General features: G+C 68.0%; 30 protein-coding genes and 1 pseudogene. 18 read left to right on the top strand and 13 right to left on the bottom strand.

Annotation, left to right across the window (positions count from 1 at the left end; translation table 11 throughout):
• Positions 1-127, top strand: a pseudogene (locus U0R18_RS07185) (hydrogenase expression/formation protein HypE); the annotation flags it as partial.
• An 87-nt stretch (positions 128-214) separates the two neighbouring features.
• Here the strand turns inward: U0R18_RS07185 and U0R18_RS07180 are convergent.
• Complete coding sequence (locus U0R18_RS07180) at positions 215-1,789, bottom strand: amino acid permease (RefSeq protein ID WP_526367313.1); 1,575 nt, start codon at positions 1,787-1,789, stop codon at positions 215-217.
• 75 nt (positions 1,790-1,864) lie between these two features.
• Between U0R18_RS07180 and U0R18_RS07175 the strand changes: the two genes are divergently transcribed.
• Complete coding sequence (locus U0R18_RS07175; RefSeq protein ID WP_526367311.1) at positions 1,865-2,908, top strand: putative nucleotidyltransferase substrate binding domain-containing protein; 1,044 nt, start codon at positions 1,865-1,867, stop codon at positions 2,906-2,908.
• Here U0R18_RS07175 and U0R18_RS07170 read toward each other — a convergent pair.
• The 4 genes from U0R18_RS07170 to U0R18_RS07155 all read right to left on the bottom strand — a co-directional run bounded on the left by U0R18_RS07170 (position 2,872) and on the right by U0R18_RS07155 (position 5,709).
• Positions 2,872-3,453 (bottom strand): 3'-5' exonuclease, encoded by a 582-nt coding sequence (locus U0R18_RS07170; protein ID WP_526367309.1) that lies wholly within the window; start codon positions 3,451-3,453, stop codon positions 2,872-2,874. The genes U0R18_RS07175 and U0R18_RS07170 overlap by 37 nt on opposite strands.
• 9 nt (positions 3,454-3,462) lie before the next feature.
• Positions 3,463-5,094: a SulP family inorganic anion transporter gene (locus tag U0R18_RS07165; protein WP_526367307.1), complete on the bottom strand. Its 1,632-nt coding sequence runs from the start codon at positions 5,092-5,094 to the stop codon at positions 3,463-3,465.
• Positions 5,091-5,480 (bottom strand): ArsR/SmtB family transcription factor, encoded by a 390-nt coding sequence (locus U0R18_RS07160; protein ID WP_526367305.1) that lies wholly within the window; start codon positions 5,478-5,480, stop codon positions 5,091-5,093. The genes U0R18_RS07165 and U0R18_RS07160 overlap by 4 nt, the downstream gene beginning before the upstream one ends.
• Before the next feature lie 100 nt (positions 5,481-5,580).
• Positions 5,581-5,709 (bottom strand): DUF8730 family Cys-rich protein, encoded by a 129-nt coding sequence (locus U0R18_RS07155; RefSeq protein WP_526367303.1) that lies wholly within the window; start codon positions 5,707-5,709, stop codon positions 5,581-5,583.
• 66 nt (positions 5,710-5,775) lie between these two features.
• Between U0R18_RS07155 and U0R18_RS07150 the strand changes: the two genes are divergently transcribed.
• Positions 5,776-6,048 carry a metal-sensitive transcriptional regulator gene (locus U0R18_RS07150; protein ID WP_526367301.1) on the top strand — a complete coding sequence of 91 codons (273 nt, stop codon included), beginning with the start codon at positions 5,776-5,778 and terminating at the stop codon, positions 6,046-6,048.
• Positions 6,049-6,215: 167 nt separating this feature from the next.
• On the top strand, positions 6,216-6,701 hold the full coding sequence (locus U0R18_RS07145) for a homocitrate synthase (RefSeq protein ID WP_526367299.1): 486 nt from the start codon (positions 6,216-6,218) through the stop codon (positions 6,699-6,701).
• A 10-nt stretch (positions 6,702-6,711) separates the two neighbouring features.
• On the opposite strand, the gene U0R18_RS07140 is transcribed toward U0R18_RS07145, so the two are convergent.
• Both U0R18_RS07140 and U0R18_RS07135 read right to left on the bottom strand, forming a co-directional pair.
• Positions 6,712-8,199, bottom strand: a complete 1,488-nt coding sequence (locus U0R18_RS07140) for a cytochrome P450 (protein WP_526367297.1) — start codon at positions 8,197-8,199, stop codon at positions 6,712-6,714.
• Positions 8,200-8,209: 10 nt separating this feature from the next.
• Complete coding sequence (locus U0R18_RS07135; RefSeq protein WP_526367295.1) at positions 8,210-9,694, bottom strand: cytochrome P450; 1,485 nt, start codon at positions 9,692-9,694, stop codon at positions 8,210-8,212.
• 143 nt (positions 9,695-9,837) lie between these two features.
• Here U0R18_RS07135 and U0R18_RS07130 point away from each other — a divergent pair, with 143 nt between their 5' ends.
• Both U0R18_RS07130 and U0R18_RS07125 read left to right on the top strand, forming a co-directional pair.
• Positions 9,838-10,488, top strand: coding sequence for a TetR/AcrR family transcriptional regulator (locus U0R18_RS07130; RefSeq protein ID WP_526367293.1), 651 nt, complete (start codon positions 9,838-9,840; stop codon positions 10,486-10,488).
• 26 nt (positions 10,489-10,514) lie between these two features.
• Positions 10,515-11,390 (top strand): SDR family oxidoreductase, encoded by an 876-nt coding sequence (locus tag U0R18_RS07125; RefSeq protein ID WP_526367291.1) that lies wholly within the window; start codon positions 10,515-10,517, stop codon positions 11,388-11,390.
• Positions 11,391-11,396: 6 nt separating this feature from the next.
• Here the strand turns inward: U0R18_RS07125 and U0R18_RS07120 are convergent, their stop codons facing one another.
• The 3 genes from U0R18_RS07120 to U0R18_RS07110 are packed head-to-tail and all read right to left on the bottom strand — an operon-like array spanning position 11,397 to position 13,687.
• Positions 11,397-12,029 (bottom strand): TetR/AcrR family transcriptional regulator, encoded by a 633-nt coding sequence (locus U0R18_RS07120; RefSeq protein ID WP_526367289.1) that lies wholly within the window; start codon positions 12,027-12,029, stop codon positions 11,397-11,399.
• A gap of 10 nt (positions 12,030-12,039) precedes the next feature.
• Positions 12,040-13,080 carry a DNA polymerase IV gene (locus U0R18_RS07115; protein ID WP_526367287.1) on the bottom strand — a complete coding sequence of 347 codons (1,041 nt, stop codon included), beginning with the start codon at positions 13,078-13,080 and terminating at the stop codon, positions 12,040-12,042.
• A 7-nt stretch (positions 13,081-13,087) separates the two neighbouring features.
• Positions 13,088-13,687 (bottom strand): TetR/AcrR family transcriptional regulator, encoded by a 600-nt coding sequence (locus U0R18_RS07110; protein WP_526367285.1) that lies wholly within the window; start codon positions 13,685-13,687, stop codon positions 13,088-13,090.
• A gap of 101 nt (positions 13,688-13,788) precedes the next feature.
• Between U0R18_RS07110 and U0R18_RS07105 the strand changes: the two genes are divergently transcribed.
• The 4 genes from U0R18_RS07105 to nrdE all read left to right on the top strand — a co-directional run bounded on the left by U0R18_RS07105 (position 13,789) and on the right by nrdE (position 17,753).
• Entirely contained in the window at positions 13,789-14,355 is a 567-nt protein-coding gene (locus U0R18_RS07105) for an NADPH-dependent FMN reductase (protein ID WP_526367283.1), read from the top strand.
• A gap of 538 nt (positions 14,356-14,893) precedes the next feature.
• Entirely contained in the window at positions 14,894-15,136 is a 243-nt protein-coding gene (locus U0R18_RS07100; RefSeq protein ID WP_526367281.1) for a redoxin NrdH, read from the top strand.
• A gap of 38 nt (positions 15,137-15,174) precedes the next feature.
• The gene (gene nrdI / locus U0R18_RS07095; RefSeq protein ID WP_526367279.1) at positions 15,175-15,618 is read left to right on the top strand and encodes a class Ib ribonucleoside-diphosphate reductase assembly flavoprotein NrdI; all 444 of its coding nucleotides are present in this window, start codon (positions 15,175-15,177) and stop codon (positions 15,616-15,618) included.
• Positions 15,585-17,753, top strand: a complete 2,169-nt coding sequence (gene nrdE, locus U0R18_RS07090; protein ID WP_526367277.1) for a class 1b ribonucleoside-diphosphate reductase subunit alpha — start codon at positions 15,585-15,587, stop codon at positions 17,751-17,753. Before nrdI ends, nrdE begins: the two co-directional genes overlap by 34 nt.
• A 452-nt stretch (positions 17,754-18,205) precedes the next feature.
• On the opposite strand, the gene U0R18_RS07085 is transcribed toward nrdE, so the two are convergent.
• Positions 18,206-18,523, bottom strand: a complete 318-nt coding sequence (locus tag U0R18_RS07085) for a WXG100 family type VII secretion target (RefSeq protein WP_526367275.1) — start codon at positions 18,521-18,523, stop codon at positions 18,206-18,208.
• A gap of 86 nt (positions 18,524-18,609) precedes the next feature.
• Positions 18,610-18,996, bottom strand: coding sequence for a DUF5997 family protein (locus U0R18_RS07080; RefSeq protein WP_526367273.1), 387 nt, complete (start codon positions 18,994-18,996; stop codon positions 18,610-18,612).
• A gap of 28 nt (positions 18,997-19,024) precedes the next feature.
• On the opposite strand from U0R18_RS07080, the gene U0R18_RS07075 reads away from it, so the two are divergent.
• From U0R18_RS07075 to U0R18_RS07045, 7 genes are all read left to right on the top strand, one after another.
• Positions 19,025-19,747, top strand: a complete 723-nt coding sequence (locus U0R18_RS07075; RefSeq protein WP_526367271.1) for a LysR family substrate-binding domain-containing protein — start codon at positions 19,025-19,027, stop codon at positions 19,745-19,747.
• A 225-nt stretch (positions 19,748-19,972) separates the two neighbouring features.
• Positions 19,973-20,443 carry an MTB12 C-terminal domain-containing protein gene (locus U0R18_RS07070; RefSeq protein WP_526367269.1) on the top strand — a complete coding sequence of 157 codons (471 nt, stop codon included), beginning with the start codon at positions 19,973-19,975 and terminating at the stop codon, positions 20,441-20,443.
• A complete protein-coding gene (locus tag U0R18_RS07065; protein WP_526367267.1) occupies positions 20,440-21,108 on the top strand; it encodes an ABC transporter ATP-binding protein in 669 nt (222 codons plus the stop codon). The genes U0R18_RS07070 and U0R18_RS07065 overlap by 4 nt, the downstream gene beginning before the upstream one ends.
• Positions 21,075-21,905 (top strand): ABC transporter permease, encoded by an 831-nt coding sequence (locus tag U0R18_RS07060; protein ID WP_526367265.1) that lies wholly within the window; start codon positions 21,075-21,077, stop codon positions 21,903-21,905. Before U0R18_RS07065 ends, U0R18_RS07060 begins: the two co-directional genes overlap by 34 nt.
• 16 nt (positions 21,906-21,921) lie before the next feature.
• Positions 21,922-22,695 carry a methyltransferase domain-containing protein gene (locus tag U0R18_RS07055; RefSeq protein WP_526367505.1) on the top strand — a complete coding sequence of 258 codons (774 nt, stop codon included), beginning with the start codon at positions 21,922-21,924 and terminating at the stop codon, positions 22,693-22,695.
• An 18-nt stretch (positions 22,696-22,713) separates the two neighbouring features.
• Positions 22,714-23,394: a helix-turn-helix transcriptional regulator gene (locus U0R18_RS07050; protein WP_526367503.1), complete on the top strand. Its 681-nt coding sequence runs from the start codon at positions 22,714-22,716 to the stop codon at positions 23,392-23,394.
• Between the two features lie 13 nt (positions 23,395-23,407).
• Positions 23,408-23,737, top strand: a complete 330-nt coding sequence (locus U0R18_RS07045) for a cupin domain-containing protein (RefSeq protein ID WP_526367263.1) — start codon at positions 23,408-23,410, stop codon at positions 23,735-23,737.
• On the opposite strand, the gene U0R18_RS07040 is transcribed toward U0R18_RS07045, so the two are convergent.
• The gene (locus U0R18_RS07040) at positions 23,738-24,154 is read right to left on the bottom strand and encodes a VOC family protein (RefSeq protein WP_526367261.1); all 417 of its coding nucleotides are present in this window, start codon (positions 24,152-24,154) and stop codon (positions 23,738-23,740) included.
• Positions 24,155-24,258: 104 nt separating this feature from the next.
• Between U0R18_RS07040 and U0R18_RS07035 the strand changes: the two genes are divergently transcribed.
• Entirely contained in the window at positions 24,259-25,413 is a 1,155-nt protein-coding gene (locus tag U0R18_RS07035; protein WP_526367259.1) for a patatin-like phospholipase family protein, read from the top strand.
• The last annotated feature ends 20 nt before the right edge of the window (positions 25,414-25,433 follow it).

The following is a 25,433-nucleotide window of genomic DNA, read 5'->3' as shown; positions in this document are numbered from 1 at the left end:
CGCTCATGCGGCGGTCATCGGCCGCGTGGTCGACGAGCACCCCGGCATGGCGGTGGGTCGAACTCCGTTCGGCACCACCCGGGTGATCGAACGCGAACTCGGCGAACAGCTCCCGCGCATCTGCTGAATACGTGCCGAGCGTGCAGCCTTGTGCAATATCGACGCTGCCGAATGCACATGGCTGCACGCTCGCGCGACGCGCAGGGGAGTGGGGCTACTTCTTGGCGGCCTTCTTGCCGACCAGCGCGTCGACGGGGTCGGGGGCGCCCTCGCGGTCGCGGACCACGCGGTAGCAGACGTAGCCCACCGCCAGCGTCAGCGCCACGAAGATCAGCGCGAAGTACTGCAGCACCCAGGAATCCCCGGCGGGGTTGTAGACCTCGGCGCGCGGCCAGCCGATGTTGATCACCAGCAGCGTGCCCATCACGACGGCGATCAGGTTCACCGGGATCCCCCAGCGGCCCAGATCCATGATCGGCTTACCGTGCGACAGGCTGGTGCCACGCATCCGGTGGATCAGCGCGGGAATGGTCACCATCAGGTAGGCCAGGTACACGATCACCACGGACACCGACGCGATGGCCGCGAACACGCTGGCCTGGCCCAGGTTCACCAACAGCACGCCGATGGCCAGCAGGCTGACGGCGATGCCCGTGATCACCGGGGTGCCGGTGCGCTTGTTCACCTTGGCCAGGAACTTGCCGAGCGGCAGCCGGTTGTCGCGGGCCATCGAGAACATCACCCGCGACGCCGAGGCCTGGATGGCCAGGGTGGCCGAGAACATAGCGACGGCCACCAGGCCCAGCAGCGTCTTGCCCAGCCAGGTGTCCAGCTGGCTCTCGATCACCCACGCCATGCCGCCGTGCGCCAGATCGTCGCCCAGGGACGGCGCGGACATCAGGGCCGCCAGGATCATCAGGCCGCCGCCGACGAACGACACCAGCAGGGCATTGCGGATGGCCTTCGGGGCGGTGCGCCGAGGATCGCGGGTCTCCTCGGAAAGCTCTGCAGCGGAATCGAATCCATACATCACGTAAGCGGCCATCAGCATCGACGCCAGGAAGGCGGGCAGGTAGTGGATACCGGTGCCGTGGCCGCCGGTGTCCAGCACGGCCTGCGACGGCGACCGTTCGGCGGTGAAGAACATTGCGGCGATGATCAGCACCACGCCGATGATCTCGAGCGTCACGCCGGTCACCGTGATGCGGGCCATGAACCGGACGCCGGCCGCGCTGATGATGGTGCACAGGATGATCGTGATGCTGCCCAGGATGATGCCGTTGGTGGCGCCGTCGACCGACAGCGGATCCATGTCGGTACCGACCAATTGGAAACCGCTCCAGATCGGCGGGAGGACGGTCTGCATCGCGATGGCCAGCGCGGCGATCGACACGATGTAGCCGATCAGCATGAACCAGCCGGCGAACCACCCGACCGCGTTACCCGCGAGTCGGCGTGACCACTGGTAGATGGCGCCGGCGACCGGGAACTTGCCGGACAGTTCGGCGAACACCAGGCACACGCAGAACTGACAGACGAACACGATGGGCCAGGTGAAGAAGAAGGCCGGGCCGCCGAGCGCGAAGCCCAGCGGGAAGAATGCGAACACCGTGGTCAGGATGGACACGAAGGAGAAGCCGGACGCGAACGCCGCGTACCCGCCGATCCCGCGGTGCAGTTCCTGGGTGTAGCCGAGCTCTTCCAGCGTGGCGGCGTCCTCCTGCGAGGAGATCGCCGGATCGAAGGTGGCGGTCAACGAGACCTCCTCGGAGTCGAGATTACCTGTCATGCGATAGAAATTAACTCAGGTTCTTGTTCTACGCATTTCGAGCGCGTCACAACTGTGTGACCAGGTGGCCGGCGGGTGACAATCGTGGGCATGTCGGGTATCGCCGCGAGCCTCCGGGGTATTGATGCTGCCAGTGATCAGCCCGGTCTGCTCGCCGGAGTGGACGCGGCACTCGACGCCGTCCGCGCCGAACTGGCCGCCCACACGCCCGCGCTGACCCTGTCCGGGGCGTGGTCGGAGGTCCTGCGGCACAGCGTCGCGGCCGCGATCCGGGTGGCGGCCCCCGGGCAGCCCTGGACCTGGTACCTCTCCGGCAGCGTGGCGCGCGGGGAGGCGGCGCCCGGCTCCGATGTCGAGACCATGGCCGTCCTGCACGACGACGTCGACGACGCCACCAAGACCGCGCTGCTGGCCCGCGCCGCCGAGGTGCACGCGGTACTGGACCACTGCGGGATCCGCGGCGACACCAACGGGGTACTGGCCAGCCGGCCGCGGTTCTGCCGGCGGATGCGCAGCTGGGCCGAGGGGGTCGAGCAGTGGACCGCCGATCCGGCCGCCGACCGCGGCGTGGTGATGACGGGACTGCTGGCCGACGCGGTGGGTGCGCCCGGATCCGGGGCGTCGGCGTCGGCACTGCGCACGGTCAACGCCGCCGCGTTCGGTGGGAGCCCACTGGCGCGCCGGTCGATGCTGCAGGACGCCACCCACCGTCGCGCGACGTTCCCCTCCCGGCTGCGGATGTTCACCAACGGCAGCGACATCGTGGACGTCAAGCGGGCCGCCCTGGACCCGGTGGTCAAGATCGCGCGGTGGGGAGCGCTGTCGGCGGGCTCGCTCGAAGTGAGCACGCTGGGCCGGCTGGCCGCCGCGGCCGCCGCGAACACCCTTGACGCCGAAGATGTTTCGAGCTTGCACGAGTGCTTCGAATGGCTGCTGCGGTACCGGTGGCGCCACCGGGTCGGGCCGTGGCTGCGCCATGAGCGCGTCGACGACGCGGTATCGCTGTCGGAGATGGCGCCGCAGGAGCGCGCGATGCTGCGCAGCGTGGCCCGCGAAGTCTCGGGAATCAGCCGCAAGCTCACCTATCTGGCGTCGACGGCGTCACTCGGGGGAACCTGACCGTCCCGGAGCGCGTCGTACCAGCGCTTCGCCCAGCGTGCGTCGCCGAGGGCGGTGTGGCGGTCGCCGAGCCCGGGCGGCTTGACCCCACATTGCCGAGACAGATCCTCGTGATGGCGCTCGGGGTCCAGGCCCTGTAGCCGGACCGCTCGCTGGGCCAGGGGTACGACGTCGACGGTGTCCTCCCACTGCGGCGAAAGGCCTTGGCGGCCAAGCATTGCCGACAGGCATTCGAGGTCGAACTCGGGGACGACGCCGACGACGGTGGCGCCGGCGGTCCAGTCGAGCACCAGTCGGGCGGCGTCGGCCGCCGGATACACGCGGGGAAAGTGCGTGCGGTGCGGTCTGGCCTGCGGATGGCGCCGGTGGAAACCGCTGACGGCCAGCCCGGCCGGTTCGGCCGCGGACAGGTCGAGGTCGGCCAGATCGACGCAGATGTGCAGACGCGTGTGCTCGTCGCCGCTGCGCCGGATGATCGCGATCTCCCACGGGCGGCGTGCGCGGTGCAGTCCGGTGGTCTCGGTGTCCAGGAAGACCAGCGTCACACGTACACGCTAAATGGCCGCCACGTGGCTGCGGGCATGGGCCACCGCATCCTCGAGCGAGTCGAGCAGGTGGTTCTCGTGCCGCAACGATTCGATGACGCCGACGTTGGTCAGCAGGTCGAGGTGTTCGCGCTGCACGCCCTTGATGATCACGGTGATGCCGCGTGACTCGAGCTCTGCGACGATCGTTGCCAGGGAATTCGCCCCGGTGGCGTCGAGCATGCCCAGCTGCGACATCCGGATGATCACCACGCGCACGTCGTGCTGCTCGGGGTCGGTGATGGTGGTCGAAATGCGTTCTGCGGCACCGAAGAACATCGCACCGTCGAGGCGTAGCAGGGCGATCCGCTCGTCACCGGGCTGAGCCGGGCCGGGGATTTCCTCCCGGGTCACGCTGCTGCGCCGGGCCACCGTGCGCAGTGCGAAGAACGCCGCCACCAGGATCCCGATCTCGACGGCCTCGATGAGGTCGAAGCACACCGTGACGGCCGCGGTCAGCGCAAAGGTCAGGGCGTCCGCGCGCGTCGACCGCAGGATCGTCAGGACGGTCGATCCCGAGATCATCCGGAACGATGTCACCATCAGCACGGCCGCCAGCGCGGCCAGCGGGATGGCCGAAACCGGACCGGTGGCCAGATAGACCACCCCGAGCAGCAGCAGCGAATGCACGATCGCCGCCACCCGGGTGCGCGCACCCGAGCGCACGTTGACCGCGGTCCGCGCGATGGCACCGGTGGCCGGCATTCCGCCGAACAATCCGGAGGCCATCGACGCCAGACCTTGTCCGAACAGCTCACGGTCGGGGTCATAGGGCAATGACGGACCGGTGGATCCGGACATGGTGGCGGCCACGCGCGCCGACAGCAGGGATTCGATGGCGGCCAGCGCGGCGATCGCCAGCGCCGCCCCGAGCAGGTTGCGCAATGCGGTCAGGTCGGCGTGCGGTAGCGCGGGGGCGGGCAGGTGCGCGGGCAGGGCCCCGATCCGGGCCACCGGCAGGCCGATCGCGACAACCAGCACGGTGGCTGCCACGACGGCGGTGAGGGACTCCGGAATGGCCCGGTGTAGCAGGGGCAACGCCAGCATCAACGTGGCCGTGACGGCGACGACCAGCAGCGCCGGCCGCGCGGCGACCCGGTCGGCGTGGGTGATCACGTGCCAGGCCGCCGTCAGCGGGGACAGACCCGCGGGTGTGGCAGCTCCCAGTGCCGCCGGCACCTGCTGCAGGAAAATGATGGTCGCGATACCGAGCGTGAAGCCCTCGATCACCGGCCACGGGATGAACGTCACCGCGCGGCCGAGTCCGCTCGCTCCGGCAGCCAGGACCAGCAGGCCGGCCAGGATTGTCACCAGCGCGACGCTGCCCACGCCGTAGTGCACGACGATGGGTGCAAGGACGACTGCCATCGCGCCGGTGGGGCCGGACACCTGGACGTGCGAGCCGCCGAATACGGCCGCGACCAGGCCCGCGACCACCGCGGTGACCAGGCCGGCCGACGCGCCCACCCCGGAACTGATTCCGAACGCCAGCGCCAGGGGGAGCGCCACCACGCCGACTGTCGCGCCGGCGACGATATCGCGGCGCCAGGATCGACCCAGTCCGGCGTAGTCCGCCGGCCGCGGCAGCAGCCGGGCGATCATTCCGCGGTGGTTGCGGTCCGGCGCAGTGGGGGCAGCGTCTCTACCGCGGCCAGCTGATCCTGATCGGCGGCCAGGGTGTCGGTCAGGAACGTCCGGGCGATCAGCAGCAGCTCGGCGATCAGGGGGTGGGTCGGGGTGTAGAAGACGGCGTTGCCCACGCGCTCGCCGGCGACCACCCGGTGCCGTTTGAGGACGGCGAGGTGTTGGGACATCAGCGTCGCTTCGATGCCGGTGATGGACAGGATCTCGCTGACCGGCACCGGACGCTCCGCCGATGTCAGGATCTCCAGGATCCGGATCCGTGCGGGATGGGCGAGCGCCTTGAACAGGTTCGCCTTGATCTCGTAGAGCGGTCGCGCGGAACCGGGCGGGTACGTCGTCGCCACGGGTGACCCCTTACCGGTTGATGAATTGAAGGAATGGTCAATCCATTGTATCGATGGATCGCTGCCACGCCCAATCGGGACTATCGCTGGCCAGCTGGGTTCAGGTGGCCTTTTCGCGGCAGGTGCACCACTGCTCGGGCGGCACCGATGCTTTGACCTCTGCGACATGTTCGCCGCAGCCGTCCCAGGTGGTCTTGCCGCAACGCGGGCAGGTGACGGGATAGCACATGTCGGTGAGCATATACCCCCACGGGTACACTCGGAGTATCTGTTGTCCGCCGGAAGGGAGCCGATCATGGTCGGGGACGAAGACGCGATCGCCGCGGTGCTGAACCGGTTGCGGCGCGCACAGGGCCAGCTCGCCGGCGTCATCGCGATGATCGAGCAGGGTCGCGACTGCAAGGACGTCGTCACCCAGCTGGCCGCGGTGTCCAAGGCGCTGGACCGGGCCGGCTTCAAGATCGTCGCGACCGGCCTACGCGAATGTGTCGTGGGTGCCGGTGCCGACGGCGGGGAAGCCCCGATGACGCAGGCCGAGCTGGAGAAGCTCTTCCTGGCGCTGGCGTGAATTCCAGCGGTGCCGGCCGCCCTGTTAGGGTGGCGACCGTGCCGAAGCTCCTCGTAGTAGCGCCCCACAGCGGGGTCTGATCCAGACCGACCCCCCGCTGTGGGTCGATTGTTGCTACTGCTGCACTTCCCGTCGGTCGCTCTCCGACGATCAGCGAAGGCCAGCACATGACCTCTTCCAACACCGCCCCGTCCGGCCCGGCCGGACGCACGTTCGGCGACCTGTTCGCCACCCCGCTGCCGCGCGGATTGCGCGACGACGTCGCCGATCTGCCCTGCGACGAGGTGTTCGCCCGGCTGGGTCGCTGTTCGGGTCCCGTGCGCCTGGGTGCCTGGGAGTGCGTCGACGCCGCGGCGCACCCCCGGTCGTGCACGTTCCGGGCGACGCTCGCATTCGGTGACCGCATCACCACACCGACGGCGTCGGCGAGTGGGCCCGTCGGTGCGCTCACCGCGATGCTGCACGACGGCGGGGTGGCCGTCGAGATGCTGCGGTTCCACCAGTTGCGGGCCGGCACACACACCGCCACGTTCGTCCACGCGAGCAACGGCGTGCGCTCCGACTGGGCGATGGGCTGGGCCCAGGGTCCGGATGCCGCCACCGACTCGGCGCTACGGGCGGTGATTGCCGCCGCCAACCGCCTGGCCGACTGAGCTTTCGGACTTACAAGGGCCGCAATGCAATTCGCATGCCATCCATGGGAATCGGCATACCGCCGTAATCCCAGCGGGGCCGATAGCCCGGATATGGCAGCTCGAGCCGGTACCGGCGGAGCAGCCGATGCAGGATGGTCTTGACCTCCAGTTGGCCGAACGTCATGCCGATGCACTTGTGGGCCCCGCCGCCGAACGGCGTGAACCCGTACCGGTGCCGCTTGTGTTCGTTGCGCGGTTCGGTGAACCGGGCCGGATCGAAAACCTCTGGCTCCGTCCAGATCTCGGACAACCGGTGGCTCATTCCCGGATAGAAGATGACGTTCGTTCCCCCGGGGATGTAGTGGCCGAGCAAGTCGGTGTCGCGCACCGTGCGCCGCATCGCCCATTGCACCGGCGTGACCATCCGGATCGACTCGTTCATCACCAGATCGAGACTCTCCAGCTTCTCCAGCGCCTCGATGTCCAGCGGGCCGTCGCCCAGGCGGTCCGACTCGTCGCGACAACGCTGCTGCCACTCCGGGTTTCCGGCCAGGTGGTACACCATCGTGCTCGCGGTGGACGTGGAGGTGTCGTGCGCCGCCATCATCAGGAAGATCATGTGGTTGACGATGTCGCGGTCGGAGAACCGGTTGCCGTCCTCGTCGGCCGAATGACACAGCACGCTCAGCAGGTCGTCCCCGCCCTGCTGGCGGCGTGCCTCGTGAACCCGTGCGGTGAAGTAGTCCTCGAGCAGTTGGCGGGCGCGCAGGCCGCGCCACCACGTGAGTGGCGGCACCGGCATCCGGACGATGGCGTTGCCGGCCCGGGTGGTGATGGTGAACGCCTTGTTCACCTCGGTGACCAACTTCTTGTCGGTACCCGGCTCATGCCCCATGAACACCACCGAGGCGATGTCGAGGGTCAGCTCCTTGAGCGCCGGGTACAGCAGGAACCGTGAGTCGTCGACCGCCCAGTCGTTGGCGACCACGTCGGTGGCGACCCGGTCGACCTGTGTCACGTAGCGGGCCAGCCGGGCGCGGGTGAACGCCTCTTGCATGATCCGCCGGTGATAGAGGTGCTCCTCGAAGTCCAGCAGCATCAGCCCCCGTTTGAAGAACGGGCCGATCGCCGGCTTCCAGCCCTCCTGGGAGTAGTCCTTGTTGCGGTTGGTGTAGATCTCCTGCGCGGCGTCCGGTCCGAGCGCGGCCACCGACGGCAGGACGGGGGAGTAGGCGTACAACACCGGGCCCTGTGTGCGGTAGATGTGCAGCAGGTAGTCCGGGGTGTTCATGAACATCTCGATCATGTGACCGAGCACCGGCATGCCGCCGTCGCCCGTCACCGGTCGCAGACCGCTGCCGGGTGGCGGTTCGGCCAACACTCGCTCGCGGAACCGCGTGTCACGCAGTTTGCGTTCGGCGGCGTACATCCCCGGGAAGTTGTTCAGCGCCGGTTTCAAATGGCGACGGGCCTGGCCGAACAGGAACTCCGGCGTGCTGATTGTGGCGTTCGTCACGCCACTCAGGTTAATTCAGGGGACGCAGCACGATCGGCATTCCGTCGACCGGAACCGGCATGCCGCCGTAATCCCAGCGTGGCCGGTATCCGGGGTGTGGGAGTTCCAGCCGATACCGGCGCATCATGCGGTGCATGACCGTCTTGATCTCCAGCTGACCGAACACCATGCCGATGCACTTGTGCGCTCCGCCGCCGAACGGTGCGAACGCATAGCGGTGGGACTTGTGCTCGTTGCGTGGCTCGGCGAAGCGCATCGGATCGAAACGTTCCGGGTCGGTCCACAACTCGGGCAGCCGGTGGTTGATCGCCGGCCACGTCACCACGTCGGTACCGGCCGGGATGAAGTGGCCCAGCAGGTCGGTGTCGCGGACGGCCCGGCGGAAGTTGAACGGCAGCGGCGTCTGCATCCGCAGGGTTTCGTTGATCACCAGGTCGTACGTTTCCAGCTTCTCGAGCGCCTCGATGTCCAGCGGGCCGTCGCCGATGCGTTCGGACTCCTCCCGCAGCCGGTCCTGCCATTCCGGATTGGCGGCCAGGTGATAGGCCATGGTGGTCATCGTGGAGGTCGAGGTGTCGTGCGCCGCCATCATCAGGAAGATCATGTGGCTGATGATCTGGGCGTCGGTGAAGCTGCGGCCCTCTTCGTCGGTGGCGTGGCACAACACGGAGAACATATCGGTGGACTCCGAGGCGCGCTTCTCGGCGATCCGGCTGGCGAAGTAGTCGTCGAGCGTCTTGCGGGCCTTGACGCCGCGCCACCACGACAGCGGCGGAATCGGTTTGCGCACAATGGCATTGCCGGCCCGCGTGGTGGTGGCGAACGCCTCGTTGACCGTGGTGACCAACTTGCGGTCGGTGCCTGCGGGCACCCCCATGAACACCTCGGAGGCGATATCGAGGGTCAGCTCCTTCATCGCCGGGTGGAACAGGAACCTCGCGTCGTTGGGCGCCCAGTCATTGGCCAGCACGGCCGATGCGACCGAATCGACGTGCGGCACATAGCCGGTGAGCCGGCTGCGGGTGAATGCGTCCTGCATGATCCGGCGGTGGAACATGTGCTCCTCGCCGTCGAGCAGCATCAGGCCGCCCTCGAAGAACGGACCGATCACGGGATCCCAGGCGCGCTGCGAGAACTCCTTGTTGCGGTTGCTGAACACCGCCTGGGTGGCATCGGGCCCCAGCGCCATCACCTGCGAGAGCGCGACGTTGTGCGAGTAGTAGACGGGGCCGTGCTTGCGGTAGAGGTCCAGGACGAAGTCCGGGCCGCCGCGGAACACCTCGATCAGATGCCCGATGACGGGCAGGCCCGAGTCGCCCATGACCGGCTCGAGATCACTGCCGGCCGGCGGCTCGGCCAGCACGAACTGATCCCACTCGCGGGCCCGCAGCCGCTTCTCGACGGCGCCCATGCCGGGCAGGGTCACCGGAGTCGGCTTCAACCGGCGCTTGGCCTGGTCCAACAGGTACTGCGGGGTGTTGATGGTCGCGGGCATGTGTCTCCTGACCTGACTCCGTCGTCGGGGGTGTGGCAGATGCCACGGTGTCGTCCGGTGTGGCGAACGCCACGGTCGCCTCATCACAGCCTGCGATTTGACGCCTGTCAAGTTTCATTCCGGTCCCGGCGTGGTGCAAGGTAATGCTCGTGAGCGTCTCCATACCGTCGGACGACCCCGGCCAACAGCCGCGTCGCCGCGGCGACCGGCAGCGGAAGGCCATCCTCGGGGCCGTGCGCGAACTGCTGCAGGAGGCGCCGTTCGACGATCTGTCGGTCAGCACGATCAGCGACCGGGCCGGTGTGGCCAGGTCGGGCTTCTACTTCTACTTCGACTCCAAGTACGCCGTGCTGGCGCAGATCCTCGAGGAGGCGCAGCAGGAACTCGAGGAGTTGACGCACCACTTCGCGCCCCGCGAGCGCGACGAACTGCCCGCGGAGTTCGCCAGGCGGATGGTGCAGAGCGCCGCGGTGATGTTCGCGAACAACGATCCCGTCATGTCGGCCTGTATGGCGGCCCGCGCCACCGATGCGGAGATCCGCCGGATCCAGGACGACCAGATCGGGGCGATCGTCGACAAGATCGTCAAGATCGTCGAGGACGAGCGTGCCGCCGGTACCGCGCGACCGATCAGCGACGACGTCCCGATGCTCATCCGCACCCTGGGTGCCACCACCGTGATGGCCCTGTCGGGCGAGTCGGCCTTCGTCGGTTCCGCCGCGGGCTCCGACCGGGTGGTGGCCGTGCTCGAAAAGTTGTGGCTGTCGTCGCTGTGGGGCGGTACCGGGGTCTGACCGATACCGTCGGTATCGTCTCCGCCATGCCTGATCGTCAGACCGTCTCGCGCTACGCGGGTAAACGCTGCCTGATCACCGGCGCCGCGAGCGGCATCGGCCGCGCAACGGCTCTGGCACTGGCCGGTCGGGGTGCCGAGCTCTATCTGACCGATCGCGACGCCGACGGCCTCGAGGCCGCCGTCGCCGATGCCCGGGCCCTGGGCGCAACCGTCGCGGAGTACCGCGCGCTGGACATCTCCGATTACGACCAGGTCGCCCGATTCGCCGCCGACATCCACACCTGGCATCCGGCCATGGACGTCGTGATGAACATCGCCGGAGTCTCCGCATGGGGCACCGTCGACCAGCTGACCCACCGGCAGTGGCGCTCGATGGTGGACATCAACCTGATGGGGCCGATCCACGTGATCGAGGCGTTCGTGCCGCCGATGATCGCCGCCGGCCGCGGCGGTCAGCTGGTGAGCGTCTCGTCGGCGGCCGGTCTGGTCGCACTGCCATGGCACGCCGCGTACACCGCGAGCAAGGCCGGTCTCGTCGGGATGTCGGAGGTGCTGCGTTTCGACCTTGCGCGGCACCGCATCGGCGTGTCGGTCGTGGTGCCCGGCGCGGTCAAGACCCCCTTGGTCAATACCGTCGAGATCTCCGGGGTGGACCGGCAGGACCCCCAGGTCGAACGCTGGATCGCGCGGTTCTCCGGTCACGCGGTCAGCCCCGAGCGCGCCGCGGCCGCCATCCTGGCCGGTGTCGCGAAGAACCGGTTCCTGATCTACACATCGCCCGACATCCGGGCGTTGTATGCGTTCAAGCGCCTCGCCTGGTGGCCCTACAGCGTCGCGATGCGGCAGGTCAACGTGCTGTTCACCCGCGCACTGCGGCCGCGGCCGCAGCTGGACCGGTGAGCCCGCTCACTCCGACAGGGCCATGACGTCCGCCATCGCGTCGTGGAGACGCTGCGTGAGCAGGGCGGGCAGCTCACGGGCGTCGACCTCGCCGGCGGCAAGCATGTCGCTGATGCCGGACCAGGCCGCGCCCACGACCGCGGCCCACACCGCGAAGACCAGTTCCACCCGCCGGTCCTGCACGTCGGTGCCCATCCGTCGGGCCATCTCCTCGAGGGAGGCCGTGCAGCGCATCCGGATCGACAGCGGGCGCAGCGCCGGCGACACGTGCATCGTGCGCAGCAGTGACGTCAACCGCCGGACGTCGATCTGGGCCTCCGGGTTGTCGATGCGCTCCAGCAGCGCCACATTGGAGGCCAGCAGGGCCTGCAACGGCGGCAGATCGTCGGGGATGGTAGCGAACTCCGCGTGCGCGGCTTCGGCGTACGCGTCGACCATCCCGAGCAGCAGCTGTTCCTTGCTCGGGAAGTAGTGCGCCACGGTGCGCGGCGAGACGTCGACGGCGTTGGCGATCTGCTCGACCGTGGTCTTCGTGTAGCCCTGTTTGTCCACCAGATCGGCGGCCGCCTCGATCAACTTGGCCCGGGTGGCCTGCTTCTTGCGCTCGCGAAGGCCGGGGCGAGGTTTCGGTTCGGCCATGGCGGGGATGTTAGTCCACGTCAGACCCCGGCATGAGCAGGTCGAGCCGGACTCCCAGCAACCTGATCGGACGGTTCGTGTCGAACAGACCGAAAACGTCGAGCGCCCCGTCCACGACGGCTGCCTCGGCGACCGTCGCCGCCGCGAGCTTGCGCACCTTGGTGCGGGTGTGAAAGGTGGCCGTGCGCACCGTGACCGCGACGTGGGTCACCAGCCGGCCCTGCTCGGAAACCTCGGTGAGCGTGCGCCGAGCCAGATCCGCGACCGCCGTGCGCATCTCGTCCCGGTCGACCAGATCGTCGGGGAAGGTGACGACGTGGCTGCGCGAGCGTGGCACCCACGGCTGCGTGCTGACCTCGGTGTCGCCGCCGCCCTTGGCGAGCAGCAGGATCCACAGTCCGGTGCGGGGCCCGAAGGTGGCGATGAGGGTCTCGGCGTCCGCGTCGGCCAGCGCGCGGACCGTCGTGATATCAAGGGCGGCAAGTCTTTTGGTGGTCTTCGGGCCGATTCCCCAGAGCGTGTCGACGGGCAGGTGGCCCACCGTGTCCATCCAGTCGGCGTCGGTCAGCAACCGCACACCCGCGGGCTTGGCGAATCCGGTGGCGACCTTGGCGCGCTGCTTGTTGTCGCTGATGCCCACCGAGCAGGACAACCCGGTCGCGTCGGCCACCACTGCCCGGATGTGCTCGGCCAGAGCCATGGGATCGGCGGTGTCGGCGCTGAGATAGGCCTCGTCCCAACCCCATACCTCCACGGGATACCCGAGGTCGCGCAGCAGGTCCATCACCTCGGTCGAGGCGGCGTCGTAGGCGGGGGGATCCGAGGGCAGGAACACCGCGTCGGGGCAGCGGCGTGCCGCCGCGCGCAACGGCATGCCGGCGTGCACCCCGAACCCGCGGGCCTCGTAGGACGCGCACGTGACCACGGTGCGCGACGCGGTCGGGTCGCCCTGCCCGCCGACGATCACCGGCAGCCCGGCCAGATCCGGCCGACGGCGCAGTTCGACCGAGGCCAGGAACTGGTCCAGGTCCACATGCAAGATCCAGCGCATCTGGTTGCTAGCAGCCGCAGAGTTTCCGGGCCACGGTCTGCCAGCCCTCGACCAATTCGTCGAGTGACCGGCCGGCGGCGAGCTGGTGCTCGACATGGTCGACGTCGAGCAGCGCCAGTAGGGCGTCCGCCTGGGCGTCGAGATCGCCTGTGGTGCCGGCCTTTTCGAGCAGTACGCGCACGTGGGTCCGCAGCACCCGGGCCGCGGGGTTCTGCCGGGTGGCGGGGTCACGGTTGGCCGCCGAGAGCAACTCATGGTGGGTGTGCGCGAAGCGGATGCGGGCGTCGCCGAAGGCCAGCAGGCGTTCCAGGGGCGGTGCCGACGGGCCCAGGGGCGGTGGTCCGAACAGGAAGGCGTACTGGCTCACCTGCTCGTCCTCGTCGAGCAGCACACTCATCAATCCGGCGCGACTGCCGAAGCGCCGGAAGACGGTGCCCTTGCCGACGCCGGCGGCGCGCGCCAGATCGTCCATGGTCAGTGCGTCGGCGCCGCGTTCGGCGATCAGACGGCGGGCGGCATCCAGCAGGGCCGCCCGGTTGCGCGCCGCGTCACCCCGTTCGGCGGCCGGTGTCTCCAGCCGGATCAGCGGCAGCCCGTCGATGCTCACGTCTGCGACTTTACGTCAGCCGGAATTAATCGGACCACGGTCCGGTTAACTCGTGTGAAGATGGACCAAAACCGTGTGAGGGACCGAGAGGACGACATGTCATGACGAACATCCTGGTGCTGGTGGGCAGCCTGCGGGCGGCCTCGCTGAACCGGCAGCTGGCCGAGGTGGCCGTAGAACTCGGGACGGCCGAGGGTCTCGACGTCACCGTCTACGGCGGCCTGGGCGAGTTGCCGTTCTACAACGAGGATCTCGACACCGCCGATGTGCCGGCCGGGGTCGCGGCCCTGCGCGATGCCGCCGACCGGGCCGACGCCGTGCTGGCGGTCACCCCCGAATACAACGGGAGCATCCCGGCGGTGCTCAAGAACGCCATCGACTGGCTGTCGCGGCCCTACGGCAACAGCGCCATCAAGGGCAAGCCGATCGCGGTCATCGGGACCGCGCTGGGCCAGTACGGCGGGGTGTGGGCGCACGACGAGACGCGTAAGTCGTTCGGCATCGCCGGCGGCCGCGTGGTCGACTCGGTCACGCTGTCGGTGCCCGCCGGCACCCTGGACGGCCGGCATCCGCGCGAGGTGGCCGAGCTGGTGGCCGGAGTGCGAGAGGCGCTGCAGAAGTTGGCGGAGGCTCGGGCGGCCCGCTCGGCCGAGGAGAGCGTGGCCTGAACCGGGCCGCTGGAACAGAGCAGTGGCCGAGCCGTCGGCGGGTCGTCCTTGACCTGTCGGCGGCTTTGCTGTATTCGATGCGGCCCCGGGCGGCCCAACGCTGTCGGTGCCCGGTGGTACACAGACGCCAGGCGGAGGCCCGCAGGTCGGCGTGCCGGGCGTCTGCCGGAGGCGGCGCGTCGGCGTGTTGTGATCTGCGACACGCCGGTGCGTCGGCTTGGCAGGAGGTTACGACCAGGGAATTTCATGAATGTTGTTCAGAACATGTTGTATCTCTTCGCATCGATGGCCACTAGGTGTAGTGTCTGTGAAGCCGACAAGCCCCACACGTTCTCGAGTATCAGCAGGTCGGCCGGACGCTCGGAATCGAGGCTCCCGGGTCCCGCAAGGGACCGGAAGTCTTGCCGCAGAGCTCACCCGGCAGCAGGGAATTTCGGGGCTGGGCGGTCTGCTGAACAGATAGTGCAGTCAGAGCTGGATCCGTCCGTATGAGTCCGCAGTGAATTTCGCTGAGCCAGGTTGAGGGGAGCCGTACCGAATGATCACCGTCTACACCAAGCCCGCATGCGTGCAGTGCAATGCCACCTACAAGGCCCTCGACAAGCAGGGTGTGGCATATGACGTCGTCGACATCACCGAGAACTCCGAAGCCCGGGACTACGTGATGGCGCTGGGGTACCTGCAGGCTCCCGTGGTGGTTGCCGGTGATGAGCACTGGTCGGGGTTCCGTCCGGACCGCATCAAGGCACTGGGCGGGGTCGCCGCGGCCGCCACCGCCTAGTCCGCGGCAACAGGACAACCGGGGGAGAAGGGGATCAGATGGCCAGCATCGTCTACTTCTCCAGCGTGTCGGAGAACACCCACCGATTCGTCGAGAAGCTGGGTCTTCCCGCCACCCGCATCCCGTTGCACGGACGCATCGAGGTGGACGAGCCCTACGTCCTGATCCTGCCGACCTACGGCGGCGGCAAGGCCACCCCGGACATCAACAACGGTGGCTATGTGCCCAAGCAGGTCATCGCATTTCTCAACAACGAGCACAACCGGTCGTTGATCCGCGGCGTCATCGCCGCGGGCAACAACAATTTCGGCGAAGAGTTCGCCTATGCGGGCAACGTGGTGTCCCGCAAGTGCGGCGTGCCGTTTCTCTACCGCTTCGAACTCATGGGGACCCCCGACGACGTGGAAGCCGTTCGTACGGGGCTGGAAGATTTCTGGAAGGAACTGACGTGTCACCAACCGTCACAGCTGCAGAGCCTGTAACCACCGGCACGCACGCGCTCCCCGGGGAGACGGATTACCACGCGCTCAACGCGATGCTGAATCTGTACGACGCGGACGGCAAGATCCAGTTCGACAAGGATGTGCTGGCCGCGCGGGAGTACTTCCTGCAGCACGTCAACCAGAACACCGTCTTCTTCCACAATCAGGACGAGAAGCTCGACTACCTGATCCAGAAGGAGTACTACGAGCGCGAGGTGCTCGACCAGTACTCGCGCAACTTCGTCAAGACGTTGACGGATCGCGCGTACGCCAAGAAGTTTCGCTTCCCGACCTTCCTGGGCGCGTTCAAGTACTACACCAGCTACACGCTGAAGACCTTCGATGGAAAGCGCTACCTCGAGCGCTTCGAGGACCGCGTGGTGATGGTCGCGCTCACCCTGGCCTCCGGTGACACCGGCCTGGCCGAGAAGCTGGTCGACGAGATCATCGACGGCCGGTTCCAGCCGGCCACCCCGACGTTCCTGAATTCGGGCAAGAAGCAGCGCGGCGAGCCGGTTTCGTGCTTCCTGCTCCGTATCGAGGACAACATGGAGTCCATCGGGCGCTCCATCAACTCCGCACTGCAGCTGTCCAAGCGCGGCGGTGGAGTTGCCTTGCTGCTCACCAACATTCGTGAGCATGGCGCACCGATCAAGAACATCGAGAACCAGAGCAGCGGCGTCATTCCGATCATGAAGCTGCTCGAGGACTCGTTCTCCTACGCCAACCAGCTCGGCGCGCGTCAGGGCGCCGGCGCGGTCTACCTGCACGCGCATCACCCGGACATCTACCGGTTCCTGGATACCAAGCGCGAGAACGCCGACGAGAAGATCCGGATCAAGACGCTCTCGCTGGGCGTCGTGATCCCGGACATCACCTTCGAGCTGGCCAAGAAGAACGAGGACATGTATCTGTTCTCGCCCTACGACGTCGAGCGCGTCTACGGGGTGCCCTTCGCCGATATCTCGGTGACCGAGAAGTACTACGAGATGGTCGACGACGCGCGGATACGCAAGACCAAGATCAAGGCGCGCGAGTTCTTCCAGACGCTGGCGGAGCTGCAGTTCGAGTCCGGCTATCCGTACATCATGTACGAGGACACGGTGAACCGGGCCAACCCCATCGCCGGCAAGATCACCCACTCCAACCTGTGCAGCGAGATCCTGCAGGTGTCCACGCCGTCGGAGTTCAACGACGATCTGTCGTATTCCAAGGTGGGCAAGGATATCTCGTGCAACCTGGGTTCGCTCAACATCGCCAAGGCGATGGATTCGCCGGACTTCGCGCAGACCATCGAGGTGGCCATCCGGGCGCTGACCGCGGTGTCGGACCAGACCCACATCACGTCGGTGCCGTCGATCGAACAGGGCAACAACGATTCGCACGCGATCGGCCTGGGGCAGATGAACCTGCACGGGTATCTGGCGCGGGAGCGGGTCTACTACGGGTCCGAAGAGGGCGTGGACTTCACCAACATCTACTTCTACACGGTGTTGTTCCACGCGCTGCGGGCGTCCAACAAGATCGCCATCGAGCGGGGCAGCAAGTTCAAGGGCTTCGAGGACTCGAAGTACGCCAGCGGTGAGTTCTTCGACAAGTACACCGAGCAGGTGTGGGAGCCGGCCACCGACAAGGTGCGAAAGTTGTTCGCCGACGCGCAGATCCACATCCCGACCCAGGACGACTGGCGCAGACTCAAGGAGTCGGTGCAGGTGCACGGCATCTACAATCAGAACCTGCAGGCCGTCCCGCCCACCGGGTCGATCTCCTACATCAACCACTCCACCAGCTCGATCCACCCGGTGGCGTCCAAGATCGAGATCCGCAAGGAAGGCAAGATCGGGCGCGTCTACTATCCGGCGCCGTATCTGACCAACGACAACCTGGACTACTACCAGGACGCGTACGAGATCGGCTTCGAGAAGATCATCGACACGTATGCCGCGGCCACGCAGCACGTGGACCAGGGGTTGAGCCTGACGCTGTTCTTCAAGGACACCGCCAACACCCGCGAGGTCAACAAGGCGCAGATCTACGCCTGGCGCAAGGGGATCAAGACGCTCTACTACATCCGGCTGCGGCAGATGGCGCTGGAGGGCACCGAGGTGGAGGGTTGCGTCAGCTGCATGTTGTGACGATTCGTCACTAGCGGTACGCATCCTTGGTGCGTCCAGGGCGCCCACGTCCTTTCCCGGCACTAGCCAGGGATTTCGACACTGTCGAGGGTGTCGGGCGGCGAACCGTGCCACTGTGATACTGGCGGTGCCGACGGCGGAGACCGCGAGGTCGTCGGCGTCGGTGGGCTTCCAGGCCGCTCCGGTCCCGGGCTGCAGCTACCCCGACATCGATCGAAATTGGCGAGCGACCGCGGAGTGCGTTGCGAAGACCGCAGGGAAGGCTTAACTTTTCGGCGACTGATGCATCGGTCATTCAGGTGCGGAAGCTGGTAACCCCCCGACCCCTCCGGCTTCCGCACCTTCCACGTGGATCGGCGCCGGTCCACTGGACCCGGGCCAGGACCGCTCCGGCTCCGAAATCCGGACCCAAAGAGGTGTTGGGCACTTCAGACTCGGGGCCCCTCAGCGAGTCACGGCTGGCGGGCGGCGGCCCGGGCGGCGACATCCCGCATCTGCGCCGAGCTTCGTTCCTCACCGTGGCTGTAGGTCAGTGCACCGCCGTGCAGATGTTGCGCGTGGTCGGACATCCGGGTCAGCAGTGCCGTCGTGGTCTGCAGCCATCCGGCGGATGTCGTCGCCAGGACGGACGCCGACATACCTTGCCAGCCGGCCAACGCCGAATCGATGCGACCGTCGGCAGTGGCGTGCTCGGTCGCCATGGATTCGCCGTGAGCCGTCACCGCGGCACCCGAGGCCGTCAAGTCCTCCCGGTTCACCCGCAACGTCATCGCAACTCCTTGAACGGTGCTCCAGCTGGCCGATTATGTCTATCAGCGCATCCGCGGCGGCGCCAGTCACCCGGGTCCCGGCGTGCTCAGCTCTCGCGGGCCTGCTGCGCACGCAACGCCTTCAGGCGGCGTTGCTCGCTCCGGACGGCCTGGTAGCTCTCGCGTTCGGCGATCAGCCAGTCCGGCTTCTCCTCGAGCAGCACGTCGATCTGGGTGGTGGTCAGCGCGTCCACGACACCGCCGCGTGTCAGCCCGGCGATCGACACGCCCAGCTTGGCGGCCACGAGGTTCTTCGGGTGCGGGCCGTTCTTGCGGAGGTCCCGGAGCCACTGCGGCGGATCCGCTTGCAGGGCGGCCAGTTCGGTGCGGGTGATCGCGTTCTGCTGGAACTCCGGGGGCGTCGCCGGCAGGTATACGTCCAGCTTCTTCGCCGCGGTGGCGGGCTTCATGGACTGCGCGTTGGGCCTGCTCATCGGCTCAGCCTATCGGTAGCCTGAGCCCGTGGCTCCGTCGTCGCTGCGCTCGTTCTCCCTCGGGTACGTACCCGGTGGGACGCCCGCGAAGTGGGCCAGGATCTGGGCGGAGCGGCATCCCGAGGCCCCGCTGGAGTTGCGCGCCGTCGTCGCCGCGGAGGCCGCCGCCGCAGTGCGGACCGGCACGGTCGACGTGGCCGTGCTCCGGCCGCCGGCCGATACGTCCGGACTGGCCATCATCGCGCTCTACGAGGAGATCACGGTGGCCGTGGTGCCCACCGATCACCTTCTCGGCGCGGCCGACGAGATCACCGCCGCGGACCTCGATGGCGAGCCGATCCTGGTGCCGCTCGATGACGTCGTGGTCTGGGCGGACCGTCCCGGCGCAGCGGTCGATCACCGGCCCGAAACCACCTCGGAGGCAATCGAACTCGTCGCGGTGGGGCTCGGCGTCCTGATCGTTCCCCAATCGCTGGCACGGCTGTACCACCGCAAGGACCTCATCTACCGTCCGATCGTCGACGCGCCAACCTGCCCCGTGGTCCTCGCCTTCCCCGAGGGGCCGCAGTCGCCGTCGGTCGACGAGTTCATCGGGATCGTGCGGGGCCGAAGATCGGGTTCGTCGCGGGGGCAGGGCGAGCCGGCGCCGAAGCGCACGGCGCGGGAGAAGACGCTCGCCAAGCAGGCCGCCCGCGCAGCCGCCGGCAAGGTCGCCCGCAGGCCGGGCGGGGCGGGGCGGGGTCGACGCTGACGCGTGCGAGTCAGAAGTCGTTCGGCAAGAACAGAATTGACTTCTCCGACACGCCCTGATCGGTGCCGGGTCGAATTCGACGAACGGGCGCGATGTTCTCGGACTTTTCCCCGGTTCGTACGTTTGGGCGGGGTGGATCGGCGTGGTTTGAGAGGTAAGGCTTGCCTTATGCGGACCAGCGTCCTAGATTAACCGGAAATATTTCCTGTTTATTAGGCGGTGGCGATGAAGCGGGTGCTCGCAGCTCTGGTTCTGCTGGTCATGTGTGCACCGCCGGCACATGCCGATCCCGAACCGCACGGCGAGCCGCAGATCGGCGACGACTTCGCCATCACCTCCGAGGTGCCGACACTGGCCGAACTGGACGCGCAGATCAGGTTGCTCGTCGCCACCCATGCTCCCGATGCCGTCAAGGCCGCCCAACTCGAGGGCGGCAGCCGCGCGGTCATCGTGCCGAAGATGATCTACCGCATCGGCTTCTTCCGGCCGCCGCGGGGCTCGAGCATGGTCACCGGTCCCGAGACCCACGAACCCGACCGGCACACCGCGGTGATCAACGCCAGCCGCCAGGGTGCGCCAACAGTCCAGGTCACCGCCGAATGGCGGCGGATCGACGGGCGGTGGAAACTGGCGAGCAGATCGCTGTGCAACGGCGTCAAGACCATCGGCCTCCCGATTCCCTGCAACTTCGAATGATCCAAACCCGTGATCTGACAAAGTCCTTCGACGCCAACCGGGCCGTCGAGAACGTGACGGTCACCTTCCCGGCCGGCACCGTCACCGCACTCCTCGGGCTCAACGGCGCCGGCAAGACCACCCTGCTGTCGTTGCTCGCCGGGCTGATCCCTCCCGACGCCGGCGGCCTCACCGTCTGCGGCGCCGCGGCCGCGCACCTGGGTCCCGGTGCGATGAACCCACGCCACACCGTCGAGCAACATCTGCGGTGGCTGGCCGCGCTGGCCGGCCTCGACGCGGCTCGGGTGCCGGAAGTGCTGGGCATTGCCGAGTTGGCTGCGCTGCGCCGCACCCGGATCCGTGCGCTGTCGCTGGGACTTCGGCAGCGCGTCGCCATCGCCGGAACGCTGCTGTGCCGGCCCCGGGTGCTGCTGTTCGACGAGCCGCTCAACGGCCTCGACGTTCCGGGGGTGCTGTGGTTCCGCGGCCTGCTGCGCGAACTCGCCGCCGACGGCGCCACCGTGGTGATCGCCACCCACCTGCTGGCCGAGGTCGTCCTGACCGCCGGACGCGTGGCGATCCTGCAACGTGGCCGGTTGCGTATCGACGGCCCGCTGGCCGACCTGGTTCCGCCGGACGCCGACGCGCGGGAATGGTTGGAGTCCACGCTGATGGAGTGCGCGTGAGCACCGCCGTCATGCGTAGTGCCCGCGCCGAATGGATCCGCACCGCCGGGGCCGGCCGATTGTGGACGGTGCTGGCGCCCGCGGCGGTGTTGACACCGCTGGCGATCAGCGTCGGCATCGCGGCGGTGGCCGAGGCGTTCGCGCGCATCCCGGGTCAGCTTTCGGTGCTGCAGGTGCCGACCTCCAACGCCGGCTACTGGGTCATCACCATCACGCTGACGCTGGTCGCCATCGCCGCAGCCGACGGCCAGTCCAGCGAGAACCGTTACCGGACAGCCGAATACATCAGGCTCGCGATCCGGTCGCGATGGTCCGTGCCGGTGGGCCGGTGGCTGTTCTACGGCCTGCTCGGCGCGGCACTGGCGGCCGTCACGATGGTCATCGTCCTTGCCGCCCTGCCGGTGGTCTCGACGCGGGTGTACGGAACGGTGTCGGTGGCCGACCCCGTCGGGCTCCGTCTGGTGTGGACCACCACCGTGCTGGGGTTCTTCGCCGCCGGCGCCGGAATCGGTGTGGGTGCGCTGGTGCGCTCACCACTGGGTGCTGGTGCCGTCATCGTTGCGTGGACGTACGTGGTCGAGACAGCCGCCGGCTATCTGCCCGGCGGTCTTGCCGCGCAACGGTTCATGCCCGCGCTGAACGGGGGGTATGCAGCGGGTCAGGACACCGTGCTGATCCCGCCGTGGTCCCCGAACATCGCGCTGCTGTACGTGTGCGCCCTGTGCGCCGTCGCGTTCGGGGTCGGCGTGGCCGGCTCCGCATCCATGACTCCGACGAAAGGACGATCCGTTGAGTGATACCGATTCCGTGCCCATGGCCGGCCGTTCGGACGCCGATCTGCCCGGCCACTGGCTGCTGGCCCGGCTCGGCAAGCGGGTGCTGCGGCCCGGTGGCCTCGAGCTGACGAGCAGGGTGCTCGACGCCGCCCGGCTGACCGGCGCCGACGTTGTCGAACTGGGCCCGGGCCTCGGCCGCACCGCGGCGGACATCGTCGCCCGGCGCCCGCGCTCCTACGTCGGCGTCGACGACACCGCCGCCGCAACCGAATCCGTGCGCGCGGTCGTCGCACCCGTGGGCGGCACCGTCGTGGTGGCCGATGCCTCCGACACCGGACTGCCCAGCCGCAGCGCCGACGTGGTGATCGGGGAGGCCATGCTGACGATGCAGGGCGACAAGGCCAAGCGCGCCATCGTCGCCGAAGCGTTTCGCGTGCTGCGGCCCGGCGGCCGGTACGCCATCCACGAACTGGGCCTCACCCCCGACGGCATCGCGCAGGACACCAAGGACGACATCCGCCGGGAGATGTCCCGGGCGATCAAGGTCAACGCGCGCCCGCTGACCGCACACGAATGGACGCAATTGCTCACCGAGGCCGGCTTCGAGATCGACACCGTCGACCAAGCGCCGATGGCCCTGCTCGACCCGCGCCGGGTGCTCGCCGACGAGGGGCCGGCGGGTGCGTTGCGCATCGTCGGCAACCTCATCCGGCGGGGCGCGGCGCGGCGCCGCGTCATCGGAATGCGGCGCACCTTCACCCGGTACCGGAACTCGCTGACGGCCGTCGCCGTCGTCGGCATCGTCCCGTGACACACTCGGGAGGTGTCCGTGCAGCCCCACGACTCCCGCGCGCCCTCGGACAGGGCCGCCGGCCGGCAACGGGAAAAGGTCCTCGAGCTGCTGCGCGCCAGCGCCCATCCGGTGGACGCGCACCTGGTTGCCGACGCCCTGCAGATCCACGTCACGACAGCGCGGTTCCACCTGCAAGCGTTGGAGACGCAGGGAGATGTGCGACGGGCGGGCGCGCGGCCGGCGGGAGCCGGTCGGCCCAAACTGACCTACGAGCCGGTCCCGCGGCTGGACTATGCCGACATCGTCGCCCTGTTCGCCACCCACCTCGGCGGTACGGCCGACGAGCGGGAGCAGTGCGCCCGGCGGATCGGCGCGGATCTGGCACACCGGGTCCGGCTGGCCCGGCCGCGCGACCAGCAGACGCCGGCCGACCTGGTGGTCGCGGCCCTGGGAGAGCTCGGATTCCAGGTGCGCTCGGTGTTGTCGTCCTTCGGGACGGTCACGGTGCAGCTGTGTACCTGCCCGTTGGCCAAGGTCGCCGAGACCGCACCGGAAGTGGTGCGCGGTATCCAGCAGGGTCTCATTCAAGAGGTCATCGACCGTAACGTGGCCGCCATCGGCCGGAACTACCTCGTCACCGTCACGCCGGATGCGCGGGGTGGCTCGTGCGAGGTCGGATTGAAACTCGAACCCCACGAACCCCGCGAAAACCCTTGAAGGAGGAGCTGATATGGACGCACTGTCGCTGAAAGACCTTGGTGAAGAACAACTCTCGACGGCCCGGAGTGCGCACTCGGGGCGCGCGGCACACACCGTCTACGGTGGCCACGAGCACACGCTGCGCCAGACCCTGATCTCGCTGGCCGCGGGCAACGGTCTCGACGACCATGAGAGCCCGGGCCAGGCAACGCTTCTGGTGCTGCGGGGCCGGGTTCGGTTGGGCACGGCGGAGGAGTCGGTCGAGGGTGCCGAAGGTGACTTCCTGGCGATCCCGGCGCAGCGGCACAACCTGGCGGCGCTGGAGGATTCGGTGGTGCTGTTGACGGTGGTCGCGCACTGATCAGATTGTGAGCGTTCCGTCGGGGTTGACCGTCCAGGCGCGGTTGACCGCGACTTCCCAGACATGCCCGTCGGGGTCGGCGAAATAGCCCGAGTAGCCGCCCCAGTCGGTGTGTTCGGCGGGCCTGAGCACGGTGCCGCCGGCGGCGGCGGCCGCGGCCAGTGCGGCGTCGACGTCGGCCTCGCTGCGCTGGTTGACGGCGATCGTGACACCGCCGAAGCCGTTACCGGCGGGCACCGGCACCTCGGCGGCCATCTCGGCGCGGTCCCACAGCGCGAACGCGATGCCGGGTAGCTGGTAGAACGTCACGCCCTCATGGACGGCCGCCGGTGCCCAGCCGAGGCCGGTCTCGTAGAACCGCCGGGCGCGGGCGAGGTCGTCGACGCCCAGGGTCACCAGGCTCAAGCGCTGCTCCATCTTTCGAACCTACTCGCGCGGGGCGGACGAACCCGCGCCGAGCACAACATCGGTGTCGTACGGTAGCGGGGTCACAATCGGTTTGAGGCGGGGCCGGGGGAGACGTGCACCAGACACGCGATGAGCATCTGTTCGGGCCGGGGCCGAAACGCATCCTCGCGCTCGACGGCGGCGGCATCCGTGGTGCGTTGACGCTGGGCTATCTCGCCGAGATCGAAGCGATCCTGCGTCAGCGGGTGGGTGGCGATCCCGACTTCCGGCTGTGCGACTACTTCGACCTGATCGGCGGAACCTCCACCGGTTCCATCATCGCCACCGGCCTGGCGCTGGGCCTGTCGGTTGCCGAACTCGCGGTCATGTACCAGGCCCTCGGTGCGGATGTCTTCCAGAGCCGTGCGTTCCGGTTCGGGCTGATCGGCGCGAAGTTCCCGAAAGAACCTCTGGTGCAAGCACTCCAGGCCAATTTCGGCAATGAGACGCTGGGCAGCGACAAGCTGCGCACCGGGCTGGTGGTGATGACCAAGCGGCTCGACACCGGCAGCCCGTGGCTGCTGCACAACAACCCCCGCGGCCGATACTTCGGCCCCGACCCGGTCACCGGCACACCCGGGAACAGCGAGTTGCTGCTGCGCGACGTGGTTCGGGCCAGCACCGCCGCGCCGCACTACTTCGAGCCCGAGCTCATCACGCTGGGCCCGGGCCTCACGGGTGCGTTCGTCGACGGCGGCGTCAGCCCGTACAACAACCCCGCACTGCAGATGCTGATGATGGCGACCTGCAGCGGCTACCAACTGAATTGGCCGTTCGGCGCGGATCGACTGCTGTTGGTGTCGGCGGGCACCGGGCATCGGGGCCTGAAGATACCGCCCGACGAGGTGATGGGAATGCCCGCCGTGCAGTTGGCCGCCCAGTCGATCCTGTCGATCATGGAGGACGCCAACTGGCTGGGGCAGTCGATCCTGCAGTGGATGGCCGACAGCCCGACCTCATGGCAGATCGACAGCGAAATCGGGGATCTGCGAACCGATTCGCTCGGCGGCCCGGCGATGATCACCTACCAGCGCTACGAGGTATTGCTGGAGTCCGACTGGCTGGCCCGGACGCTCGGCATCGAACTGACCGACGAGCAGTGCGTCGAACTCACCGAGATGGACAACCCGGCGAATGCTCGCCAGCTCGCCGCTCTCGGGCGGACGGCCGCGAAGGCCCAGGTGGATCCCTCGCACCTGCCCGCGGCATTCGATATCGGGGAAACCTAGCGGTGTCGCGCATCTTCTCG

The sequence above is a fragment of the Mycobacterium sp. genome (assembly GCF_046330795.1).
Taxonomy (GTDB): Bacteria; Actinomycetota; Actinomycetes; order Mycobacteriales; family Mycobacteriaceae; genus Mycobacterium.
Note: the sequence above shows the minus strand (reverse complement) of the source record. Positions and strands in the feature narration are given on the sequence as shown.